We start from the raw sequence: 20,931 nt of genomic DNA, 5'->3' as shown, positions 1-20,931 counted from the left end.
CGAAACGCCATCTGTGGGACGGGCTAAGCATGATTCAGGAAACCCGTACCGACAGAAGCAAAAGCGTCTATATCTACACGGATGAAAGCGGCTATGAACCCTTAGCCAGAGTAGAGACCACCACCGGTACGGAACAGAAAGTGCTGTACTACCACACCGATGTCAACGGTGCCCCGGAAGAACTTACTGATGAAGATGGTCATATTGTATGGGCATGCAGCTATCAGCTGTGGGGCAAACCGATACAGGAGATCGAACACAGCCAGATACAACAAAACCTGAGGTATCAGGGGCAGTATTTAGACAGAGAAACGGGCTTACATTACAATACTTTCAGGTACTATGACCCGGATATAGGCAGATTCACGCAGCCGGACCCGATTGGGTTGCTGGGTGGGTTTAATCTGTATCAGTATGCGCCTAATGGGTTGACTTGGATTGATCCGTGGGGCTGGAGTTGTCGTACAGATGCTAAAAAATTACGTACTAATATGAAAAATGCGCATGTACCTGTGCCAAACTATAATTATTCAGCACACCATATTGTTATGTCTAATTCACAAGATGTAAGAATGGTAAAACTTAGAGATAAGATGGAAGTGCTAAAAGTGGATAAAAATTCATTTGAAAATGGGGCATATTTACCGACTTCTTCTAAAGATAAAGCAAAGGCACAAACTAAAGCAATTGCTCATTCTAAAGTTCATACTGATATATATATGGAGAATGTTTATAATAGACTTATAAATATAAATGACTCTAATGAATTCACTAATGAATTGATAAAGATAGGTAAGGAGCTATTAAATGGAACATTTAAATATTAAACTAGGAAAATTGAATTTAGTTAACATAATAAATATCCTTAAGAAAAAATATGAAAATATTATGTTGTCCCCCAAAAAAATAAATGATGAATATTATCAAAATGCTTTGTCAGAATTTGCATATAAAAAAATATCTAAAGGTCCAAGTGTTAATATTAAACCATTTGATTTTCAGCTAGATGGTTTCAAAAAGGGTAGAGAATTAAAGGCATTACCAAAAAATATCGATTATACACATGTATATTACTTTGATAATAATAATAATTTGCTTTTAATTGAAATTTATGGTCAATCAGAAAATATTGTTAATAAAGAGTACTATTTTTATGATGAAAATCATATTGAATCAATCTATTTTGCAAGTGGTACAAATGATGTACGTAATATTTCATTTTTGATAAATGAAAAAAAGCAAGCAAAATATTGGATAAATTATTCTAAATATGGATATGGAGTTTGGGAATATATTTATAATGATGATAAGCTTACAGAGATAAATGTTAAAATCAGACAACATGAAACAAATGAGTGTACATGCTTTACCAATTTTTTTGAATACAACAAAGGGGAATTAGTTAAAATAACAAGTAAATATCCTAATGGTTATGAAGAACAACTCTACCCATAAAAAACATGTTCATTAAATCTTTATTACTTATCTTGAACTGCAATAATAGCCAACATACCATAAAAAATTAACATGTTTATTAGTTAAAGGATATATGTTTGAATGCTTTTTTTGATTTTCTCAATGAGAAAAAAATTAAATTTAATATAAGAGACCAATATATTTATATTCATAATGATTTAGATTTAAGATATACTAAAATTAAAACATTGCCTAATAATTTGATTGTTAACGGTAATTTAAATTTAGAATACCTAAATATTAACATATTACCAGAAAATTTATTTGTTAAGAAAAATTTAAATTTAGCATATACAAAAATTAAGTCATTACCTAATAAAATACGTGTTGATGGTAATTTGTATTTAAGAAATACAAAAATTAAAATGTTACCCCAAAATTTGGATGTTCGTGGTAGTTTAGATTTAAGATATACAAAAATTAATGTATTACCTAAAAATCTATGTGTGAATGGTAATTTATTACTTGCTCATACGAAAATAGAAACATTGCCTGATAATTTATCTATAAAGGGTGATTTATATTTAGAATATTCTAACGTTAAGATTTTACCTAATAATTTATCTGTTGGTGGTTTTTTAAGTTTAAATCATACAGAAATATATATGTTACCTGATGATTTAAATGTTAAAGGAAGTTTAGATTTAGCATTTACAAAAATAAAAACATTACCAGATAATTTTATTATTAATGGTTTTTTAATTTTGAATTCATCTAATATAAAAGTATTGCCAGAAAATCTATCAATTAAGGGATTTCTAAGTCTAGATAATACAGATATCGAACAGTTGCCTAAAAGTTTATTAATTGGTGGTGATCTATTCATAAAAAACACGAAAATTAAAAATTTACCTGACAATTTTTTTATAGGTGGAAGTTTAGAATTAATAAACACAGAAATAGAAACATTGCCTGATAATTTAACAATTGGCGGTAATTTGAATGTAAAATCAAAAAAAATAAAAATATTACCAAAAAAAATGTTAATTAAAGGTAATTTAGATTTAAGTCACACACAAATTAAAATTTTACCTCATGATTTAATTATTCTCGGCAATTTAGATTTGAAATATAGTAATATTGAATTATTACCTGAAAATTTTTCCCTTCAAGGAAATTTAAATCTAAGAAACACTAAAATTAAATTTTTACCCAAAAATTTGTTTATTGGTGGCAATTTAGATCTGAGCTATAGTGATATAAGAACATTGCCGGAAAATTTATTTGTTAGTGGCTCTTTAAACTGTGAGTTTTCAAAAATTGAGTTTGTATCAAAAAATATTATTGTTAATGGTGATATAATTCTAAGACATACTCCAATCAAAATTTTACCTGAAGATTTTTCTATCAACGGCAGTTTAGATTTGGGATTTTCTAATATAAAAAAATTACCAGAAAATTTAAAAATTGCTGGTTATTTGAATTTAACTAACACTTCAATCGATATATTGCCTGACAATTTGTCAGTTGATGGAAATTTAAATTTAGTCAATACAAATGTTAAAAGATTGCCTAAAAATTTATCAGTCGGTGGAAAGTTATTTGTAAACAAAAATAACTCTTTGGAATAATATAAATACTACTATAATACGATGCGATTGCTAACCTACGAGGCCAAAGACGAAACCAAGACAGCCGCATTGAAAACCAAAACTTCGTACGCTTTAACTATATATTTCAAAGCAGTAGGAATACTTAACTGAGGCGGAGGAGCATTAAAAAATAAAACCAAATCTAAAACAAGTGGAAAGAAATGTTAATTAAAAAACAACGCAGTCAAGAAAATACAGTATTCGGTGTCTATATAAAAGATGGGTTGTATTCATTAGCGCAATCCAGAAAAAACCATTGGATGGAGTTTTTTAATATATTTAATGATAAAGATGAATGGGATGGGGTAGACCTGAATAAGGTTAATATCTTATTTACCTATTCAGTGGCAGCACACAGACTTAAAGAGTTATTCGTTTCTATACAAGATGAACATGTACGAAAAAATGTACGCCCACAGCAATCTAGAATTATTGCAATAACAGATATTTTGGCTGGTACAAGAGGTCTGGTGGAAATGGATGACAGATATGATACCGTAGATAATAAAGTTTTGATTCCTCAATTAACTGTAAAAGATTATTTAGATATTATTCATACAAAAGAATTAGCAGGCATGCACGGAGATTCTAAAGATATCCAAAAACGTATACTTAAATTTTACGAAACGGGAGTCAATTGGGATGAATCTAAAAAATTTTTATTTCCTGATGTAATACCACCAGCACCTACCCAAAAACCTTTAACCAAAGAAGATTATTTGCACTAGTATAAAAACTTGTATGCAAAAACTTTATTAAGGTTTGGATGGAACAAGTTATAACTATAGTCTACTAAATAGGAAAAGAACGAGGTTGCCAAGATAAATTTTGAAGCGCGAATCTGCTTTTAATTTATCACCTTTCCCAAATTACCATTACATTGACCGTAGCCGAAGCCAACACATCATTTCAGCTACCGTTTTAAGGATATGCTTTTAAGTGAAACCAACGCTTAAGGCACACGCAGCCATCACTACAATTAACTAAGTAAACAAATTACCGCCACCTTTATACACCTACGACGAACACGGTCGCACCCACAGCAAACAGACCGCCAGCGGTACCCAGTATTACCACTACGATGCCGAACACCGCTTAATCGAAGTTCGTATCGAAAAATTAAACCGTACTGAACGCTATGGCTACCTCTACGACGCCTTAGGCCGACGTATTGAAAAACACCAAATAGACCTAGCAGGCAAAGCGTATAACCGAACTCGTTTCCTGTGGGATGGTTTACGCATGATTCAAGAAACCAGCCCAAACAAACAGCACAGCGTATATATCTATACCGTTGAAAGCAGCTACTAACCACTGGCACGAATAGACAGCAACACCGGTACGGAACAAAAAGTGCTGTACTACCACACCGATGTAAATGGTGCACCGGAAGAGCTTACTGATGAAGACGGTCACATTGTATGGACGTGTAGCTATTAGCTGTGGGGCAAACCGATACAGGAAATCGAACACAGCCAGATACAACAGAACCTAAGGTATCAGGGACAGTATTTAGACAGAGAAACGGGCTTACATTACAATACTTTTAGGTACTATGACCCTGATATAGGCAGATTCACGCAGCTGGACCCGATTGGGCTATCGAGTGGGTTTAATCTGTATCAGTATGCGCCTAATGGGGTGATGTGGATTCGATCCTTGGGGGTTAATATCGACAGATGAACCTGGATATTTTGTTTATGCATTATATGACCAAGGAGCTAGAGAACCTTGCTATATTGACATTACCAATGACATTGACAGAAGAACGATTGAACATCGAGAAACTGGAAGATTATCTGCATCTGGATGAATGGAAGTATTAGAAAAAATATTATATATGGGCACGCAAGAGGTTATGAACAATAGTATATTGAAACGTATGGAACGAAAACTGGTAAAATAGAAGAAAAAATGTCTTCTACAAATAGAGGAAATAAATATAATTCCTTTAACTATCAGCATAATGATGACAGAGCTAAAATATTTAAATAAGCCTATAACATTAAAAAAGCGAGTGATGTAAAGAAGGGTAAGTCAGGGAAAGGAAAGTGCTAATGAATGATTTTAAAATATGGGGTTGGGATAAAAAACCTCGTACGATGTTACGCTACATTAAAGCAGGAGACATATTCTGTTTTAAATTAGATAATCAAAATTATTGTTTTGGAAGAATTGTTATTAAATTTATAGTTGGCCATATTGCTGAGATTTTTGATATTATTTCCAATTCTCCAGATTTATCAGAAGCAAAAATTAGAAATGCTCACCGAATGATTGATCCGGTAATATTAGATAGCTATTTACTATTTGATAGAAAATTTGAAGGTGATTGGAGAATAATTGGGCATCAACAAAACTACTCACCCAGTAATATGCAAAATGTATATTTTACATATGGGATAGAGCCTTGGTTTAAAAAAGTAGACATATGGCAAAATGAAACATTGATATCTGAAAAAGAAGCTGAATCTTTGCCTCGCGTATCGCCACTCAATGATTATCATATTAAACAATTAATGAAAAATTTTAATATTAAGCTGAATATACATTAAGTTTTCTTTATGGCATCTATTTTTATTATGGATATCAATTTAGTTATCTAATGAATTAAAATAATCATTTGATATCAACTTAATTTGCATTGAAAAATAATTACTATACTAATAACTAATAACTAATAACTAATACTAAACATGAATATTATCTTTTTTTCATAATAAAATTGTATGTGTTTTTTAATAAATACTTAAAAAACTGGTGGAAAGAAATGTTAATCAAAAAACAACGCAGTCAAGAAAATACAGTATTCGGCGTCTATATAAAAGATGGGTTGTATTCATTAGCGCAATCCAGAAAAAACCATTGGATGGAGTTTTTTAATATATTTAATGATAAAGATGAATGGGATGGGGTAGACCTGAATAAGGTTAATATTTTATTTACCTATTCAGTAGCTGCACACACTTAAAGAGTTATTCGTTTCTATACAAGATGAACATGTACGAAAAAATGTACGCCCACAGCAGCCTAAAATTATCACTTATACAGGTCCATTAGCTGAAAAAATAGGTCTGGTGTAAATTGATGATAGATATACTTTTGTAGATCAAAAAGTTTTGATTCCACAGCTAACCGTAAAAGATCACTTAGATATTATTCATACAAAAGAGAATGTGGGAATGCATGGAAGTTCTAAAGATATCCAAATACATCTACTTAAATTCTATGAAAATGGCATTAATTGGGATGAATCTCAAAGTTTTTTTCCTCTGATGTAACACCGCCAGCACCTATCCAAAAACCTTTAACTAAAGAAGAATATTTACACTAGTATAAAGACTCGAGCGCAAGACCTTTATTAAGGTTTGGATGGAACAAGTTATAACTATAGTCTACTAAATAGGAAAAGAACGAGGTTGCCAAGATAAAGTTTGAAGGGCTAATCTGTTTTCAAGTTATCATCTTTTCAAATTACCATTACATTGACCCTAGCCGAAGCCAACACATCATTTCAGCTACCGTTTTAAGGATATGCTTTTAAGTGAAACCAACGCTTAAGGCACACGCAGCCATCGATACAATTAACTAAGCAAACAAATTAACACCACCTTTATACACCTACGACGAAAACGGGATGCGCCCACAGCAAACAGACCGCCAGCAGTACCTATTATTACCACTACGATGCCGTACGTCGCCTAATTGAAGTTCGTATCAACAAACACCAAATAAGACCGTGCGAACAAAGCCTACAACTGCCTTCAGGTCTTGTAATTATAGGATCATGTTAGTTTTTTATTGAAGAATTGTGTTATGCAATAGGATTATGTATAAAATGAGTTATTATAGATAAAAAGTTATAACTATCTAAAATTTTACTTAAACCAAAAACAGTGATAAACCGAAAGGCCATGTAATGAAAATTAATTTTCCATTTTTGTGGGCTGAAGTTGGCGTTTATTATGAAATTAGAAATACGGTTTTTAATCCGTTGATAGAAAATCTTAATAAATTAAACAAAACGCTTCCATATTATGACAAATTATTTAAAACAACAGATTATGATTTATTCTTTACTATCTCTGCCACACTAGAAAACAAAGATTTAGTTTACGGCCCGTTAGCCTCGTCAAAACGAAAAGTGGTTAATTTCTCAATTTTTATACCTTATAAAACGTTTAATTGTTACACACAACAAATGTTTTATATGCTTGATACCATAGAAGAGGGAATTATTTTTGTATTTAATAAATATAAAGTGGATCCTTCAGGGATAAACGAAGTGTTTGAAAAATTAAAAACATTGATTGCCAAAGATCCAGAAAAATATCAAAAATGGTTAAAAGATATTGATGCAAAAGATATAGATGAATGGTGACACTAGAATGAATAGAACTTAAGGCATTATTTACCTTACTTAGCATATAAAACGCCACCAGCGTTTAACCGAAATCTCCCATTAAAAAATTAAACTTACCGAACGCCTATGATGCCTTAGACCGATATATCGTAAAACATCATCGGGCATTAAATAAAAGAATAACACTCTATTTTATTTAAAGTTGATAGCGCTAAGTCTAAAATAGTTAAACGACAAAATGTTTTTTTAAGACGATACATAGAAAACATTTTACTGAGATAAAAAAATAAACTTCAAAGCGATATTAACAAGAATTTACTATTGTGAGTGAGTTTGAGGGGAAAATATGGAATGGACTGGTAATATGTATGGATTTTATACCGATAAATCCGTCGATGATGTATGGTTTTCATTAATTAAAAAATTATCATCTATTAATTATAAATATGAACAAAGTAGTTTTAGAGATGAAGAGTTTCTATTTTGTTATAAAAATGATGAAATGCGAGATTATCATGATAATCATGGTTACAATTTAGATTTACAAGGGGAAGGTTGTTTTTTAATTGAAGCAAAAAGCACACAGTTAAATGGAATAGCAACTTTATTTGAATTCGATAATGCTTCTGATTTTTGAACCCTATGATATAAATTTGCAGTTTAACCAGGTCTTTTATTATGTACTTGTGTTACCTGATCTCATTGAGAATTCAAAATTTTGTCATGACATACATAGTTTGTTTATTAAGATTCTTCATGAGAAAAATGACAACATTAGGTAAATATCTACTTTCAAAGTTGTTATTGTTGAAATTGCATTAATCTGAAACAAGATATTTTATGAAATATCAGAGGACGCTATTCGATAGAGATGCATTAAACATACTTCATCTGAATGGTTTAAAACAATAGTCACCAAAGCTTTTTTTACAAGCTTTAAAAAAAGGCTAAAAATATTTTGATGATATGCTAACTTTAATACTAACAATTTTGTTTTTGAATTATACCCTATTCGTTGAATGGAGAATTTTAGATGGAAAAAAGAGTTATTGAAATGTTGAATATTCTTGAGCAAGAGATGAATATTAAATTTCCGAATTTGTATGTAAAATTTTTATCCGAAGAGGTTCAAGATAAAGAGCCATATGAATTAATCAATGAAAGGGAAGAGTACATATACATCTATAATATAAATAATATTAAAGAGAGAAATAGTACCTATAATATACAAGACGTTGAGCCTAATTATTTTTTAATCGGTCAAGATGGTGATATAGGCTATTTTGTATCTGTAAAAAAAGATAATGAATCTAATTATATATATAGTTTGGATTTGGGGGCGTTAGGCTGCCTTGACATGGATAAAGAAGCAACTGATATTTATCACTTAGGAAAATATGTTAAATGATGTATCTGAAAACACTATTCAAAATGAATTGCTTCGTTTTCTTATACCATTAAGCTGATGATAGTTGAATATAAAATAGTGGATTGATTGGAGCAATAACTCGGTATAATGCTTTGAATATTTGCTCATGAATAATAAAAAAGAAAAATGCCCAAAGTGGTCCTAATTTTTGCGAAATATAGTCGTAAAGCTTAACTAACATAATATTATTAACTGTAGCGTATCAAAAGTGGGAGGAAGAAAATAATGGATAAACCAGATCCTATTTTATATGATTTGCCCATGTTGATAGCTAAAAATAAAACAAATCTTTGGCAAGAGCATAGCACTAAAATTTCAACAGCTTTAATGCGTTTTTTAAAAAAACATGATTTATTGATTGGTGTTGAACCGTTTGATGAACAAGGAAAATTAAAAACTAATACAATAATTAAAAAGTCAAACCTGACGCCTGATGGCTTAGAATTATTTAAAACAGTTGTAAATAGTTGGTTAAAATATTTAGACAGGAGTAGTGCTGCTAATAAATATCAAAACTTCAATCGACTTGAAAATGGTTTAACCGAAATTAGAGATTTTATAAAAGCAAGGGATGAAAACGATTATGCTTTACATAATTTACCAATGTTGCTTACTAAAAATAAAAACAAATGGTGGCAAGAACCCATCATGCAGAGCTCAACAGCTTTATTGAGCTTTTTAAAAAAACATGAATTATTAATTGGGGTTGAGCCGTTTGATGAACAAGGAAATTTGAAAACCAATACGGTAATTAAAAAGTCAAACCTGACGCCTGATGGCTTAGAATTATATAAAACGGCTGTAGATGGTTGGTATAATTATCTAGACAGGAGCACTGTTGCTGATAAATATCAAAACGTCAGCCGTCTTGAAAAAGGTTTGGCAAAGATTAGGGAAAATAAAAACAAAGAAGTCGATTTTATCGTATACGATGTTGCTGTGTCACTGGCTACTAATAAAATCAATCAGTTACCTGAGCCTATCATACAGTCTTCAATTGCTTTATTGGTTTTTTTAAAACAACATCAATTATTGATCGGTGTTGAACCATTTGATAAAAAAGGAAATTTGAAGACTGATACGGTGATTAAAAAGTCAAACCTGACGCCAGATGGCTTAGAATTATTTAAAACAGCAGTAGATGATTGGTTAGCGTCAGTAGACAAAACAACTGCTGCTAATAAATATCAAAACGTTAGTCGTCTTGAACAAGCTTTAGCACAAATTAGAGAAAGTGATTAAGTTAATTCGTATTGAATTGAAGCGTTGTTTCTGATTTTTATTGATTCATTTTTAGACGTTTATCGAGAAATGAATTAGCATTGGGTTATTGTTGTTAAATAACCTGCCATAAAATAGATCGCCTTAGGATCAATCATTCAAAGTTTAAAGAAATGGAAAGAAAATATATATTTGTTAGTTAAGGAATAATATGGAAAAAAATGTACAGCAGGCTGTATCAGTGTTAAAAAATTTTATAACGGATATGAATAAGTGGGAAGGATATTGTGAACCACTTTGCGAGCTAATCGAAAATGGTGAGGATGACGAGCCTTTAAAAGATAAGATGAGAAGTGAGTTAAATACTATATTCAATCAGTATTGTACTATTAAAGAAAGAAAGTACGGTCGCCAAGTTTCATTAGACTGTGGATATCCACCAGAGTATTCACCCGATGAAGAAATACTAAAAACAGAACAACTATCAGAAAACAAACTACTCATTTATACGCAACAACATACAGAATTTAAAAGTCAGTTTCGTTATTCCTTAATATATACTCATAAACAATGGCGAATTGATAAAAAAGAAATATTTGATAAGTCTGACAATAAATGGGAAAAATTTTCATTATAAAAAGGGATAACGGCTTGTAACATCGCTTTAACTTGATAATTGTCGTTATTCGATTGCTAAGCTGTATGCCTGAAATTATAGATATCACTACCAGCCAATATAAGCTCAATAAACGAAATGAATTTATTTCATTTGATGAGTTGTTATCTCTATTTACCTTTTTTTAGATACGTTAAATAAAAGCTAAAAGCCTATAGCGTATTATAAAATGAATTAAGTCGTCTTTATTACATAACAGAATAAAGACTATTAAATGGCATTGACACTTAAAATTATATTGAATAATTTTGCCTACTTTGTGATTGATGCTTATAACATTATGCCAATGTAGCAATAAGACTTAAATTTTTAACTTACTTAAATATAAGCTATTAAATTTAATTAAATCAATGTAATGCAAAGTATTGTTGAATAACATACTGTTAAATTAAATGTTATATTGTTAACACCATATAATGTTATAATTTAATAAGTTCCAATTAATTTTAAAGAAGTTATGACAAAGTAAAAAAAATGATAACTAAAGCGATACCAATCAAATACGGCATTATTTATGCTCGAAACGCATTAATTCTAAAAAAGGTTAACTTGGATTGCTACCCGTTTACATTGATTGTTGAAACGTCACTATCGCTAGCTAATTGTCAGCCCGAAGTGTTGAACGTGCCTGATGTATGGGTAAAATTTATTTTTACTGATATTGATAACTTATCTATTTCTAAATTAGATAATTATCCTAATCAAAGATATTTAACCTCAAGTTTTGATCTTGTTGAACAAGTTCATCACAAAGGTAAAAAACGCATAATACTCAGCACATACGATCATATTTTTGATATTGTTGGTCGTTATCGTATTGAATACTAAGCATAATCAAACGTCGAGTATTGATTAAAAATAATCGGTTTAACATGACTAAAAAATAAACTGGCAATGTTAGATAAAAGTTGTGTTAATGAGCGCTATAAGATAGTGCGTTACTTGGTGTTAAAAATATTGCAATTGGTCCTCATTTTTACTTGAACAGATGGACTTTGGGTTCAAATCAAAATGCAATATTATTAGAGAAAGTAACACAATCTAACATCCAAGTAAATCTAACAAAACGTAAAACAATTAATGTCAAACTATATTGGTTACCCGCTTAACAAGGTGTAAAAAAAATACTGCCACTAAATACACTATATTATCCAACTACTGAACCTCTTCAACATTAATATTATGAACCTCATAACTTGGTCATTTTCGATAAGAATTGATAATAATAGTCGAATTAATGATTATAAAATAATAGGTTAGTGAGAAGCGTAATTTTGAATAGATAATGTACCTGATCATTAATTTACAAAAGGTTTAAAGTCAATATTTTTGAAGAATCAAAACTTATTGATGTCATGGGAGTCGATTAGTCTATTATCAATAGAAAAAAGTAACTTGTTAGTTCTAATTAACCTATAACCATCAATATATTACATAAAGAAATTAACAAATTTTTTCGCGGTTGATTGTATAATTACTAGGTATTGATTATTAATATTATTTTTTTCGGTTAATAAGCTATGGACGATATATTCAGTATTACTCATGCATCAGTTTTATACTAATTGCAAACTTTATCCAATAACACACACATCTTACTCTTGGAAAATTGAATTATATTGAAAATGAATGTAATCGAAATTAATTTAGTGGTTTTCTAACAAAGATGATATGCGTCAAAGTGTAAAGTCATTGTTGAAAAAGTGTAAAGTTTATATTAATATATTAGAAACTATATATAGAATATATGGTTATTAAATAAAAATTATTGATAAGAGTAATTATTTCTAAGCCTTAAGATGATACTGCAAATATAATCAATCAGTTCACAGCTATATAGGAATGTAAATCAAAGTCAAAGGTTAAAATAATAAAAAATTAATATAACATGCGCTTATATCAGATGGTTAACATACTTAGACAATATAAATTCGATAAAGAATAAAATATTCATATGTAGCGCGATTATCAATTAATGGATTAAAAGTCATTTTTTTACAAAACAGATTCGGAGTTACAATGAAAAAACTAATTAGTATATTTTTAGCATTATTTGTAGTTGGGTGTGCAAGTAATATAGATCCAATGATTGAACAAAAAGCAAAAGAGCCATTATACTGCGATGGGGCTGAACAATGTTCTCTATATTGGAAAAGAGCGGAATATTGGGTTTCAACAAACTCTAGATGGAAACTTGAAACAGTAACAGATGTGACTATTAGAACAGCTAATCCATTAGCGAATGATCCTTACTTAGCATTTCAGGTTTCTAAAAAACCTATTACTTCTGATAAATATCAAATCTTGATCGCCGCATATTGCGATAATATGTTTGGATGTGTACCAAATAAATATGGCGCTATGGCTGCATTTAAACAGTATGTTAAAACAGGAATGGATAACTAATTCAATTACATCCCCGTTTAATCATAATTATCCTAAAACCTTCATTTCGAAGGTTTTATTTTAGTTGCTGAAATTTTTCGTAAAAAAATAAAGAATTCACTCATCTAGATAATTGAATACTGAATCAATCATTTATAAAAATGAGATCACCTTCAATAATGTTTTGTGCTTTTAGAAAAGTATTATCCCTACATGTATTTAACACTGAAAATATGTAAGTCACAACGCTTGGTTGGGGTTGGGCAACAATGCCTTGGATTGATTGATATTTTGTTATCTGGCAGGTCGGCTATATATTGTGATTTTGGCCAAATTTTATTGAAATCATCATGGGTTAGCATCATTTTGGTGCTTTCGGTTTGCTTGTTGCTGGTTTGAGGTAATTTAGCCTCAACGGCTTGTGCTTTTTTAAGCGCACTAGCTTGGCTATTTTTAGCGGTCAATGTTCTGATGACTAATAATTGTAGGTTTTTATCTTCCACTAAACCTTGTGCTACAGCGTACTCAACTTTTGGTAAAAACTCCGCTATTGCATTACGGCTTCCACTGCGCCTGCAAGTAGCTTTGGTGTATAGGGAATAATCTAGTCAAAAATAGGCCAAACTAGTGATAGTAATCCCTGATGAGCCAATACTGTTAACACTGTTACTAAACTTGCTGTACGTTCACATAATTTTGTTTGAGTAATACCTAATTCAAACAGCATATCTAACCATATTTTACGGTCTATAGGACGAATGGCAATATCAACATTTATTCAGTTAATGATGTTGTCGAAGTAATTAATATTGATTTTCACGGTAATCAAGAGCTTCCCGTAATATTGGGCAAACTCGACAATTATTGGCGACTTGCAAAATGGTTATCATGGGCTGAACGTAGCGCTTGGCAAGTTGAACAGGGTAATGAACGGGTCAATTTATCTAGCAATAATTTAACCATTCAATTATTTCCAAGTGGCAAGTTAGCGTTAGTTTCACTCTACTCATCTTAAATTAGTTTGTAAATTGTAAATAGAGTAAAATCATCCCAACTTTAGAATATTTACTATAAACTTTTAACTAATCTTACTATATGTTTAAAACTTAGAAAAGTCATGAATTTATTGGTAAATTAGTGTGATAAAATACATTGAGTACCCCATCGATTTAATCATCAATTGCGAAGTAATTTAAAATATGGATATTTATAATAAAAAACTACCAACAATCAGGCAATTGCAATATTTTATTGCGATTTGTGAAATGCATAGTTTTCGTGCTGCAGCAGATAAACTGGGTGTAAGTCAACCGCCATTATCCGTGCAAATAAAAGAACTAGAAGATAAATTGCAAGTGAGCTTATTTTTAAGAAATTCTCACAACATGGTATTAACTAAAGAAGGTGAAAAATTTAAAAGCCAAGCATTGGAGGTATTAAACAGTTTATGTCAATCAGTGGATAATATTAAATCTTGTCAAGGCAATCAAGTCATGTTAGGTATGACGAAAACACTGTGTTTTGATTTTATACCTTTTTTCAAAAGGTTTTTAGCAAATTTCAATGATAATATAAAACTTTATCAACATGACTACACGTCTAAAGAGCTGTTATTAGAACTTCAAAAAGGCAATTTGGATTTTGCTGTTGTATCTGATTTTGCTTCAAGAAACCAACAAGAAAATTCGATGCTAATTTATCAGGAGCCGCTTATTTTGGTTCTTCCAGAAAGCCATCCTTGTAGCCAACAAGATTATGTTGATCTTAATGATGTCACTGATTTACCGTTATTTTGGTTTAAAGCCCATTTAAATAAGACTTTTTATGCACAGTGCGAGTCTGTATTTAAAACGTTAAATCATCCATTGGTTCGTCGAGCTGAACGACCAGACACGCTGTCTATGTTATTGGATATTGCATTAGGGAGAGGTATGATGCTATTACCTCAGTCGATGACACAGGCCAACATTGATGGGGTAGTGTATAAAAAATTGATTAGTACCCAAACCAGTAAATTATATATCGATATTTATCTTGTTTGGCGAAATAATTTACACGCTAACTTGATTTATGAACAAATTATCAATTATTTCAAATCGTTATAAGTAGTTACTTAAGGGGTATTTGACTAATTGTGATGTAAAAAGAGTGACGATAGCGTTACCAAGTGGTTTGCATGATTAAATATCGTATTCATGGCTACTGTCGTTTTTACTCTAGACCAACTCTATAACCATTAAACGTTTAAAAATAGCATTGCGATAGATTGTAAACACTTGATATTATCGTATTAAAAAATTAGAAAGATTTTTACATACTAATGATAGTATGGCTAAAAGTTCGGACCTGATTTTGTTTAAAAAGGTCCGAAATGACATTGATTGAAATGATACCCTTAAAAAATTCTATCTTTGCCGATAATTAATCAAGCGTGTTTATTATGGGTTGATGTTAGTTAATTGATAAACCGATTCATCACCCCAAGTACCGATATACAATTGGTTTTTGTACAGACTTAACGCTACAGCACCAGACAATGATGTAACTAGTGTAGTGGTACTTTTGCTATTGACATCGACTTTACGAACTGCACCTGCCCCATTATCAATGACAGCAACTTCGCTAGGTGAAAGACTTACTATACCTACACCGGGTTGGTTAAATGCACTCCCTAATTCTATCTGTTTTCCATTAGGTTCGATTAAAGTTAAGCGTCCACTATATTGTGACACAACTAAGCGATTGTCAGCTAATTGTGTTACACCGACAGGTAATGATAATCCTTTTGCAACAACCTTTTTTTGCTTTGTCGTTAAATCCAAAGCGACAACCTCGCCAGAGGAGCGATTAGTAATCAACAATTCACCTGTATTAGAAAATGCAATTCCAGTTGGCGTATGATAGTCAGTCGATATTTTTTCTACTTTGCCATCTTGGGTGATTTGTAAAATAAAATTGCCACTATAAGATGAAACATAGATATTATCTTGTTTATCAATAACTATTCCTGCAGGAGAGGATATGTTGTTATAAATAGTGTTACGTTTACCTTCCGTTGTGATTTTTTCTATTGAACTTCCAGACCAATTTGTCACATACATCGAACCTTGGCTATCGAAGGCGATAGCGGTTGGCGCACTAAAAGATTTTGCAATAAGATTCAATTTTGCCATAGCTAATTCCCCATATAGAATAAAACAGATAAATAGTGCAATTTGAAAAAATACTTTTTTGATCATTGTTTTTCCTCGTAAAGTGATAGTATTGCGATATATGTTCGCCTATTGTTTAAGTATTGCTTTGTTTAATTTTGATTAATTTAATACCAAGTAAAGCTAAAGCAATATTAAGTATGGTTAAAATTAAGATAGCCACAATTAAATTAGGCCAATTTAATTGTTGATAAATGCTTCCTAATAAATAAGTGCCTAAACTGCCACCAATAAGGCATGCAAGTAAGTATAAAGACGATACCGCGCCTCGTAAGTTGAGTGGTACAATTTGATTAAGCATAGCCATGACAATGGGTTGAATTCCAAATACAAACATAAATAGACAAAAAATACCTAAACTAATCATTAATATGTTGGTACCAAAACCAATGATCGTAATTGAAGCACTTACGCATAAAAGTAATAAGATGAGTAAATTGTTTTTATTGATAATCTGTGCCAATTTTCCCGTAATGATCGAACCAATTATTGCGCTGATTCCTGCAAAATTTAACCAACCAAGTTCTGTTGAGGTTAGATAAAATGGTGAACCTTTCAAATAAAAAGTGAGCAATGAAGACAACCCTAAATAAACAAAAAAGAGCAAAAATCCAACCAATAAGAAAATAATGACAGTTCGATTAAACAGCAGTTTTGATGCGTGTTGATAAGTTTCAATGATGCTGATTTTAGCCGTGTTGTTCAAAGTGGGTTTGATCGCAGATGGAATAAAAATAGTGACAATTAAAATCAGGCAAGCATAAACCCCAAAAGCAACTTTCCAAGAATAGATATCGGTTAACATGGCTGCTAAACTACGGCTGAATATCATTCCTACAATTGAGGCCGAAATTAACATCCCCATTGCTTGTGATAATTTTGCGTTGTCTGTATTTTTGGCTGTGTAAGCAAATAAAGCAGCCGGTACTGAGGCGGCAAAAAAGCCAATTAATGACATTACACTAAGATATAGATTAAATGACGTTACTATATTGGCAATGCATAGGCAAAGCACTGTGCCAAGACTGCCAAATGTCACTAACAGACGTGTGGATAGTTTATCTGATAACGGCCCATAGATAAAAAAGGCTAATGCATAAAAAAAACATGATAAGCTAAAAACTAATCTTGCATCTAAAATCTCAATGTTAAAGTTTATCGATATCTCCTGAAAAATAAGTTGAGTAATATAAACAGAACCAACCAAAAGCATAATAAGAAGTGCAGATATAATAATGCTCATTTTATTTGATAATCGTTGAGTGGATGTCATCCTTGAATTCATACGGCTAAAGTTCCTTATTAAACAATATTGTGATTGATGTGTACTGAAGGTTTAGGTCGAGAGTAAAACGATCTAAACCTTAGATTTACTATCACTGTTTTTGGCAATAAGCATAGGATAACAAGTGTAAAATATGGAAATACTTATTTTGTGATAGTAAAAAACTATCAGAGTTGAAAAGTCAGTTTAAAACGTGTTGCTTAAGTGCTTTTATTATAAATATTAATCGGTATAACAATATGTTAGCTATAAAACTTAGTTTGATCGTTTAAAATCAAACAGTCTAATTGATTTCTGTTTTTGAATAATAGGGATAAGCAAAGTCGACTATTTTTATGCAAGGATTGGTGATTAAAAGGCGTGGTTATTTAAATAAAACAATGTAAATTTTCATCTGGATAAGTGCCTTGTAAAATAACAAAAAATGATGATTGTGCTATTTAAATGGTAATTGAACATGTATTTATGAACAGTAAAGTAATTAAATTACTTGCTTTATGCTCAATCTCTATTTTTTATTCCCCATTTATTCTAAACAAAGTGCTTTAAAAAAGTTTAGTTAGCTCTTGAATACTATCAATCTAAAATAAAAGGGGTATTCATCTCATTTTTAAAATTAATTATTGTTATGCTTTGTAAGCATAAAGCGCAGATAGTTTAATTTCAAGATGAATGATTTATTCAACTTTATGGCATGTATAAGATTGTTATACATTGTTTTTTGAATAGCTGATTGATTAAAAAATAAGGTTATTGGATAATGTGGCGACTAAATAACCATGTCTGCACTATATGGAATAACAAAATGAAATTAAATCTAATTCGTCCGTTATTTTTTATTACCATTGTTTTGTTATTAACCGGCTGTTTTTTTTGTACCTATAAAGTCAACACCGCTGAAGTTAAATTAGATCAAAATCAAAAAGTTTGCATCAACATACCAAAAGAAAAAGCGCGTTCAACTGATGTGTTTAATATTTCATCTAGCAGTATTTTTGTAACGCATATTGGGTATATTTGGGAACAGGAAGATCATGGTTCAATTTATCAAGCTAAAGCAGGTGAATGTTTACGCTTTGATTATCCTTTTCAAGTCGATGTGGATTATTCAATTGATTTTGTTTCAACCAACCTCAAAAATAATGAGGATAAACCATGGATTGCTAGTTTTCGGTTAAAAAAGAAGGCTGATGGTAATTTGAAAATATTATGGCCAAATGATCCTGATGAAACTAAAACTGAATAAATTCAGTCAATATTTAATTTTTTAACAGGTTTTATATAAAATTTGTACATTTAATAGATAGGTTACGTGATTATAGATAAAATAAAATGACATCACCATTATTAGTTAATTATGAATGTTCATATACCCATTTTTTTATGAATGATTAGCTATCAGGCAAAATCCCATAAATTATGCATACCATCGATCGCTATTAATTTATCCAATAATTATTCAAACTAACAAGCTAATACATTTGCGATCAGTTCCCATATTAGCATAATAATTTGACCTAAATGATTGCTGAGTTTGAGTCGCGCTTTAGTGGGGATAAAAAACAAAACTAGCAATGATTACCCTGTATTTTACCGCTATCTTTATTCACTACATCAATAAAAATATTTCGAAAATCACACATTACTTTGTCATTCCAGGCCATTGCTATGTCCCAATGTACTGTTTTTTGTTTAGGAATGATGAGTTTTACGTTCCTTGGCAAAAATTGCTTCATACTTTGTGGCATAAAGGCAATAGCATTGCCGCCAGCAACTAACGCTAATAGTGTTGTCAAATCACCATTTATTAATATTTTATTAGTTTGAAGTTGATTTTGTATCAAAAATTGTTCGGTTTGTTCTGCCAGACATGGAAAGCGATCTTTATCGAGTTGATATAAAGGATAGTGCTTTAAAATTGCCGATAAGTTATGCCAATCGATAGGGCTACTAGAGGGAATGGCTAAGGCAAGTTTTTCGTGGACAATAAGCTGTGAACTTAGTTGATTAGTAAAAGGCATCCGTAAAAATCCGATTTGTAGGGATCCTTCTAATAGCATATTAATTTGAACACTTGAAGGAAGCTGATTGAGCGTAACTTGGCAATCAGGTCTTTGTTTGACAAATTGATCAACCCATAATGGTATTTTTTGATAGGTAGATAGACTAAACCCAATTGATAAGGTTTGTTGATACTTTTTATTTATCTGTTTGGCATAAGTAAGAAAATTGTCATGTGATTGTAGAATCGACTTTGCTTGAGCATAGAGTTGACCACCAAAAGTAGTCGCGGTTGCACCTTGCCGACCTCGAAAAAAAGTTGACCGCCAGTTAAAGATTCTAACGCTTGTATTTGTTTGGATAAAGCCGGCTGGGTAATAAATAACGCTTTTGCTGCCAAACCGTAATTACCGGTTTCAACAAGTTTTACAAAAGCACGTAATAATCTTAAATCTATTCCTTGCATTTATTGAATCCTAAAAAATTGGAATTATACAGAGTCTAAAATCAAATCTATGATAGGAATTATTTTGTCAGGATAACAGATATTGGTTGTTTTGACTTGTGTAACATGAAAGATAAGGAAAAAATTATGAGTGAATCACTTACTAAAATTACTGCAGTGTTGTTTGATATGGATGGGGTATTGATTGATTCGAGTGAGGTAATTGAACGAGCGTGGCGTGAAGCTGCACACATGTATGGTCGAACCATTAGCGAAACAGAGATGGTTCGACATATTCATGGTCAACCTGGTCGACATACGATTGCGGCTCTATTTGGGGACTTGCCTATTACTGATCAACAAAAAGTACAGGCACATATTATTTATGTTGAAAACACTGCTATTTACAAACCAATTGCTGGCGTTGCTAAGTTCATTACTGCTTTACATAAAGCCGGTGTGAAAGTCGCCATTGTTACGAGTGGTTGGCTAGAAAAAGTCAATTCGGTCATGAATTTATTGGAAGTTAATGAGTGTATTTCGGTCATTATTGATCGTGACAGCGTCACTCGAGGTAAACCTTATCCAGACCCTTATCTAAAGGCTATCAAGCATCTTAATATTGCAGCAAAACAGGCAATGGTCTTTGAAGATTCAACCAGTGGCGTTAAATCTGCTGTGGCAGCAGGAACATATTGTGTTGGAATTGGTAATGATTTGCTATTAACTGTGGGGGCAAAATTTACGATTGCCGATTTTTCGCTTATAGAGGTGATTATTCAGCCTAATGGACGCGCAATTATTGATTTTGGTAATGCGCATCGAATATTGGTTGAATAGAATAAT

Annotated in this window: 24 protein-coding genes and 1 pseudogene; 19 read left to right on the top strand and 6 right to left on the bottom strand. The window is 31.3% G+C overall.

Features of this window, described 5'->3' with window-relative positions:
- Window positions 1–11: 11 nt before the first annotated feature.
- The 15 genes and pseudogenes from J3U56_RS10610 to J3U56_RS10550 all read left to right on the top strand — a co-directional run.
- A pseudogene (locus J3U56_RS10610) lies at window positions 12–827 on the top strand (RHS repeat-associated core domain-containing protein); the annotation flags it as partial.
- A complete protein-coding gene (locus J3U56_RS10605; RefSeq protein WP_267367634.1) occupies window positions 808–1,455 on the top strand; it encodes a hypothetical protein in 648 nt (215 codons plus the stop codon). The pseudogene J3U56_RS10610 and the gene J3U56_RS10605, both read left to right, overlap by 20 nt.
- A 98-nt stretch (window positions 1,456–1,553) precedes the next feature.
- Window positions 1,554–3,047, top strand: a complete 1,494-nt coding sequence (locus J3U56_RS10600) for a hypothetical protein (protein ID WP_267367631.1) — start codon at window positions 1,554–1,556, stop codon at window positions 3,045–3,047.
- A 182-nt stretch (window positions 3,048–3,229) separates the two neighbouring features.
- On the top strand, window positions 3,230–3,796 hold the full coding sequence (locus tag J3U56_RS10595) for a hypothetical protein (RefSeq protein ID WP_267332778.1): 567 nt from the start codon (window positions 3,230–3,232) through the stop codon (window positions 3,794–3,796).
- Between the two features lie 625 nt (window positions 3,797–4,421).
- On the top strand, window positions 4,422–4,508 hold the full coding sequence (locus J3U56_RS12200) for an RHS domain-containing protein (protein ID WP_416380352.1): 87 nt from the start codon (window positions 4,422–4,424) through the stop codon (window positions 4,506–4,508).
- Window positions 4,509–4,751 carry an RHS repeat-associated core domain-containing protein gene (locus J3U56_RS12195; protein ID WP_416380351.1) on the top strand — a complete coding sequence of 81 codons (243 nt, stop codon included), beginning with the start codon at window positions 4,509–4,511 and terminating at the stop codon, window positions 4,749–4,751.
- A gap of 374 nt (window positions 4,752–5,125) precedes the next feature.
- On the top strand, window positions 5,126–5,623 hold the full coding sequence (locus J3U56_RS10590) for an immunity 26/phosphotriesterase HocA family protein (RefSeq protein ID WP_267332780.1): 498 nt from the start codon (window positions 5,126–5,128) through the stop codon (window positions 5,621–5,623).
- Window positions 5,624–5,838: 215 nt separating this feature from the next.
- Entirely contained in the window at window positions 5,839–6,039 is a 201-nt protein-coding gene (locus J3U56_RS10585) for a hypothetical protein (protein ID WP_267358447.1), read from the top strand.
- Between the two features lie 948 nt (window positions 6,040–6,987).
- Entirely contained in the window at window positions 6,988–7,449 is a 462-nt protein-coding gene (locus J3U56_RS10580; RefSeq protein ID WP_267332782.1) for a hypothetical protein, read from the top strand.
- A gap of 328 nt (window positions 7,450–7,777) precedes the next feature.
- On the top strand, window positions 7,778–8,068 hold the full coding sequence (locus J3U56_RS10575; RefSeq protein ID WP_267367629.1) for a hypothetical protein: 291 nt from the start codon (window positions 7,778–7,780) through the stop codon (window positions 8,066–8,068).
- Between the two features lie 396 nt (window positions 8,069–8,464).
- Window positions 8,465–8,839: an SMI1/KNR4 family protein gene (locus J3U56_RS10570; protein WP_267332784.1), complete on the top strand. Its 375-nt coding sequence runs from the start codon at window positions 8,465–8,467 to the stop codon at window positions 8,837–8,839.
- A gap of 246 nt (window positions 8,840–9,085) precedes the next feature.
- A complete protein-coding gene (locus J3U56_RS10565) occupies window positions 9,086–10,102 on the top strand; it encodes a hypothetical protein (protein ID WP_267367627.1) in 1,017 nt (338 codons plus the stop codon).
- 190 nt (window positions 10,103–10,292) lie between these two features.
- Complete coding sequence (locus tag J3U56_RS10560) at window positions 10,293–10,718, top strand: NTF2 fold immunity protein (protein WP_267332786.1); 426 nt, start codon at window positions 10,293–10,295, stop codon at window positions 10,716–10,718.
- Window positions 10,719–11,231: 513 nt separating this feature from the next.
- Window positions 11,232–11,585, top strand: a complete 354-nt coding sequence (locus J3U56_RS10555; RefSeq protein ID WP_267367624.1) for a hypothetical protein — start codon at window positions 11,232–11,234, stop codon at window positions 11,583–11,585.
- 1,191 nt (window positions 11,586–12,776) lie between these two features.
- Window positions 12,777–13,163 carry a hypothetical protein gene (locus J3U56_RS10550; protein WP_267332788.1) on the top strand — a complete coding sequence of 129 codons (387 nt, stop codon included), beginning with the start codon at window positions 12,777–12,779 and terminating at the stop codon, window positions 13,161–13,163.
- A 188-nt stretch (window positions 13,164–13,351) separates the two neighbouring features.
- Here the strand turns inward: J3U56_RS10550 and J3U56_RS10545 are convergent, their stop codons facing one another.
- Together J3U56_RS10545 and J3U56_RS10540 are read right to left on the bottom strand one after the other, a co-directional pair.
- The gene (locus J3U56_RS10545; RefSeq protein WP_267332789.1) at window positions 13,352–13,645 is read right to left on the bottom strand and encodes a hypothetical protein; all 294 of its coding nucleotides are present in this window, start codon (window positions 13,643–13,645) and stop codon (window positions 13,352–13,354) included.
- Window positions 13,646–13,746: 101 nt separating this feature from the next.
- Window positions 13,747–13,869, bottom strand: a complete 123-nt coding sequence (locus J3U56_RS10540) for a hypothetical protein (RefSeq protein ID WP_267332790.1) — start codon at window positions 13,867–13,869, stop codon at window positions 13,747–13,749.
- 117 nt (window positions 13,870–13,986) lie between these two features.
- Between J3U56_RS10540 and J3U56_RS10535 the strand changes: the two genes are divergently transcribed.
- Window positions 13,987–14,157 (top strand): hypothetical protein, encoded by a 171-nt coding sequence (locus J3U56_RS10535; RefSeq protein ID WP_267347754.1) that lies wholly within the window; start codon window positions 13,987–13,989, stop codon window positions 14,155–14,157.
- Window positions 14,158–14,341: 184 nt separating this feature from the next.
- Complete coding sequence (locus J3U56_RS10530) at window positions 14,342–15,247, top strand: LysR family transcriptional regulator (protein WP_267347753.1); 906 nt, start codon at window positions 14,342–14,344, stop codon at window positions 15,245–15,247.
- A gap of 333 nt (window positions 15,248–15,580) precedes the next feature.
- On the opposite strand, the gene J3U56_RS10525 is transcribed toward J3U56_RS10530, so the two are convergent.
- Entirely contained in the window at window positions 15,581–16,381 is an 801-nt protein-coding gene (locus J3U56_RS10525; protein WP_267347752.1) for a PQQ-binding-like beta-propeller repeat protein, read from the bottom strand.
- A gap of 49 nt (window positions 16,382–16,430) precedes the next feature.
- Window positions 16,431–17,639, bottom strand: a complete 1,209-nt coding sequence (locus J3U56_RS10520; protein WP_267367621.1) for an MFS transporter — start codon at window positions 17,637–17,639, stop codon at window positions 16,431–16,433.
- Between the two features lie 805 nt (window positions 17,640–18,444).
- On the opposite strand from J3U56_RS10520, the gene J3U56_RS10515 reads away from it, so the two are divergent.
- Window positions 18,445–18,885 (top strand): putative T6SS immunity periplasmic lipoprotein, encoded by a 441-nt coding sequence (locus tag J3U56_RS10515; RefSeq protein WP_267332795.1) that lies wholly within the window; start codon window positions 18,445–18,447, stop codon window positions 18,883–18,885.
- Between the two features lie 322 nt (window positions 18,886–19,207).
- Here J3U56_RS10515 and J3U56_RS10510 read toward each other — a convergent pair whose 3' ends face one another.
- Entirely contained in the window at window positions 19,208–19,786 is a 579-nt protein-coding gene (locus J3U56_RS10510) for a LysR family substrate-binding domain-containing protein (protein WP_416380350.1), read from the bottom strand.
- Between the two features lie 56 nt (window positions 19,787–19,842).
- Window positions 19,843–20,106, bottom strand: a complete 264-nt coding sequence (locus J3U56_RS10505; protein ID WP_267367619.1) for a LysR family transcriptional regulator — start codon at window positions 20,104–20,106, stop codon at window positions 19,843–19,845.
- 126 nt (window positions 20,107–20,232) lie between these two features.
- Between J3U56_RS10505 and J3U56_RS10500 the strand changes: the two genes are divergently transcribed.
- Window positions 20,233–20,925 (top strand): HAD family hydrolase, encoded by a 693-nt coding sequence (locus J3U56_RS10500; RefSeq protein ID WP_267367618.1) that lies wholly within the window; start codon window positions 20,233–20,235, stop codon window positions 20,923–20,925.
- Window positions 20,926–20,931: the final 6 nt, after the last annotated feature.

It is taken from the genome of Gilliamella sp. B2824 (assembly GCF_026536245.1).
Taxonomy (GTDB): domain Bacteria; phylum Pseudomonadota; class Gammaproteobacteria; order Enterobacterales; family Orbaceae; genus Gilliamella.
This window is presented reverse-complemented; position numbering and strand designations above follow the sequence as displayed.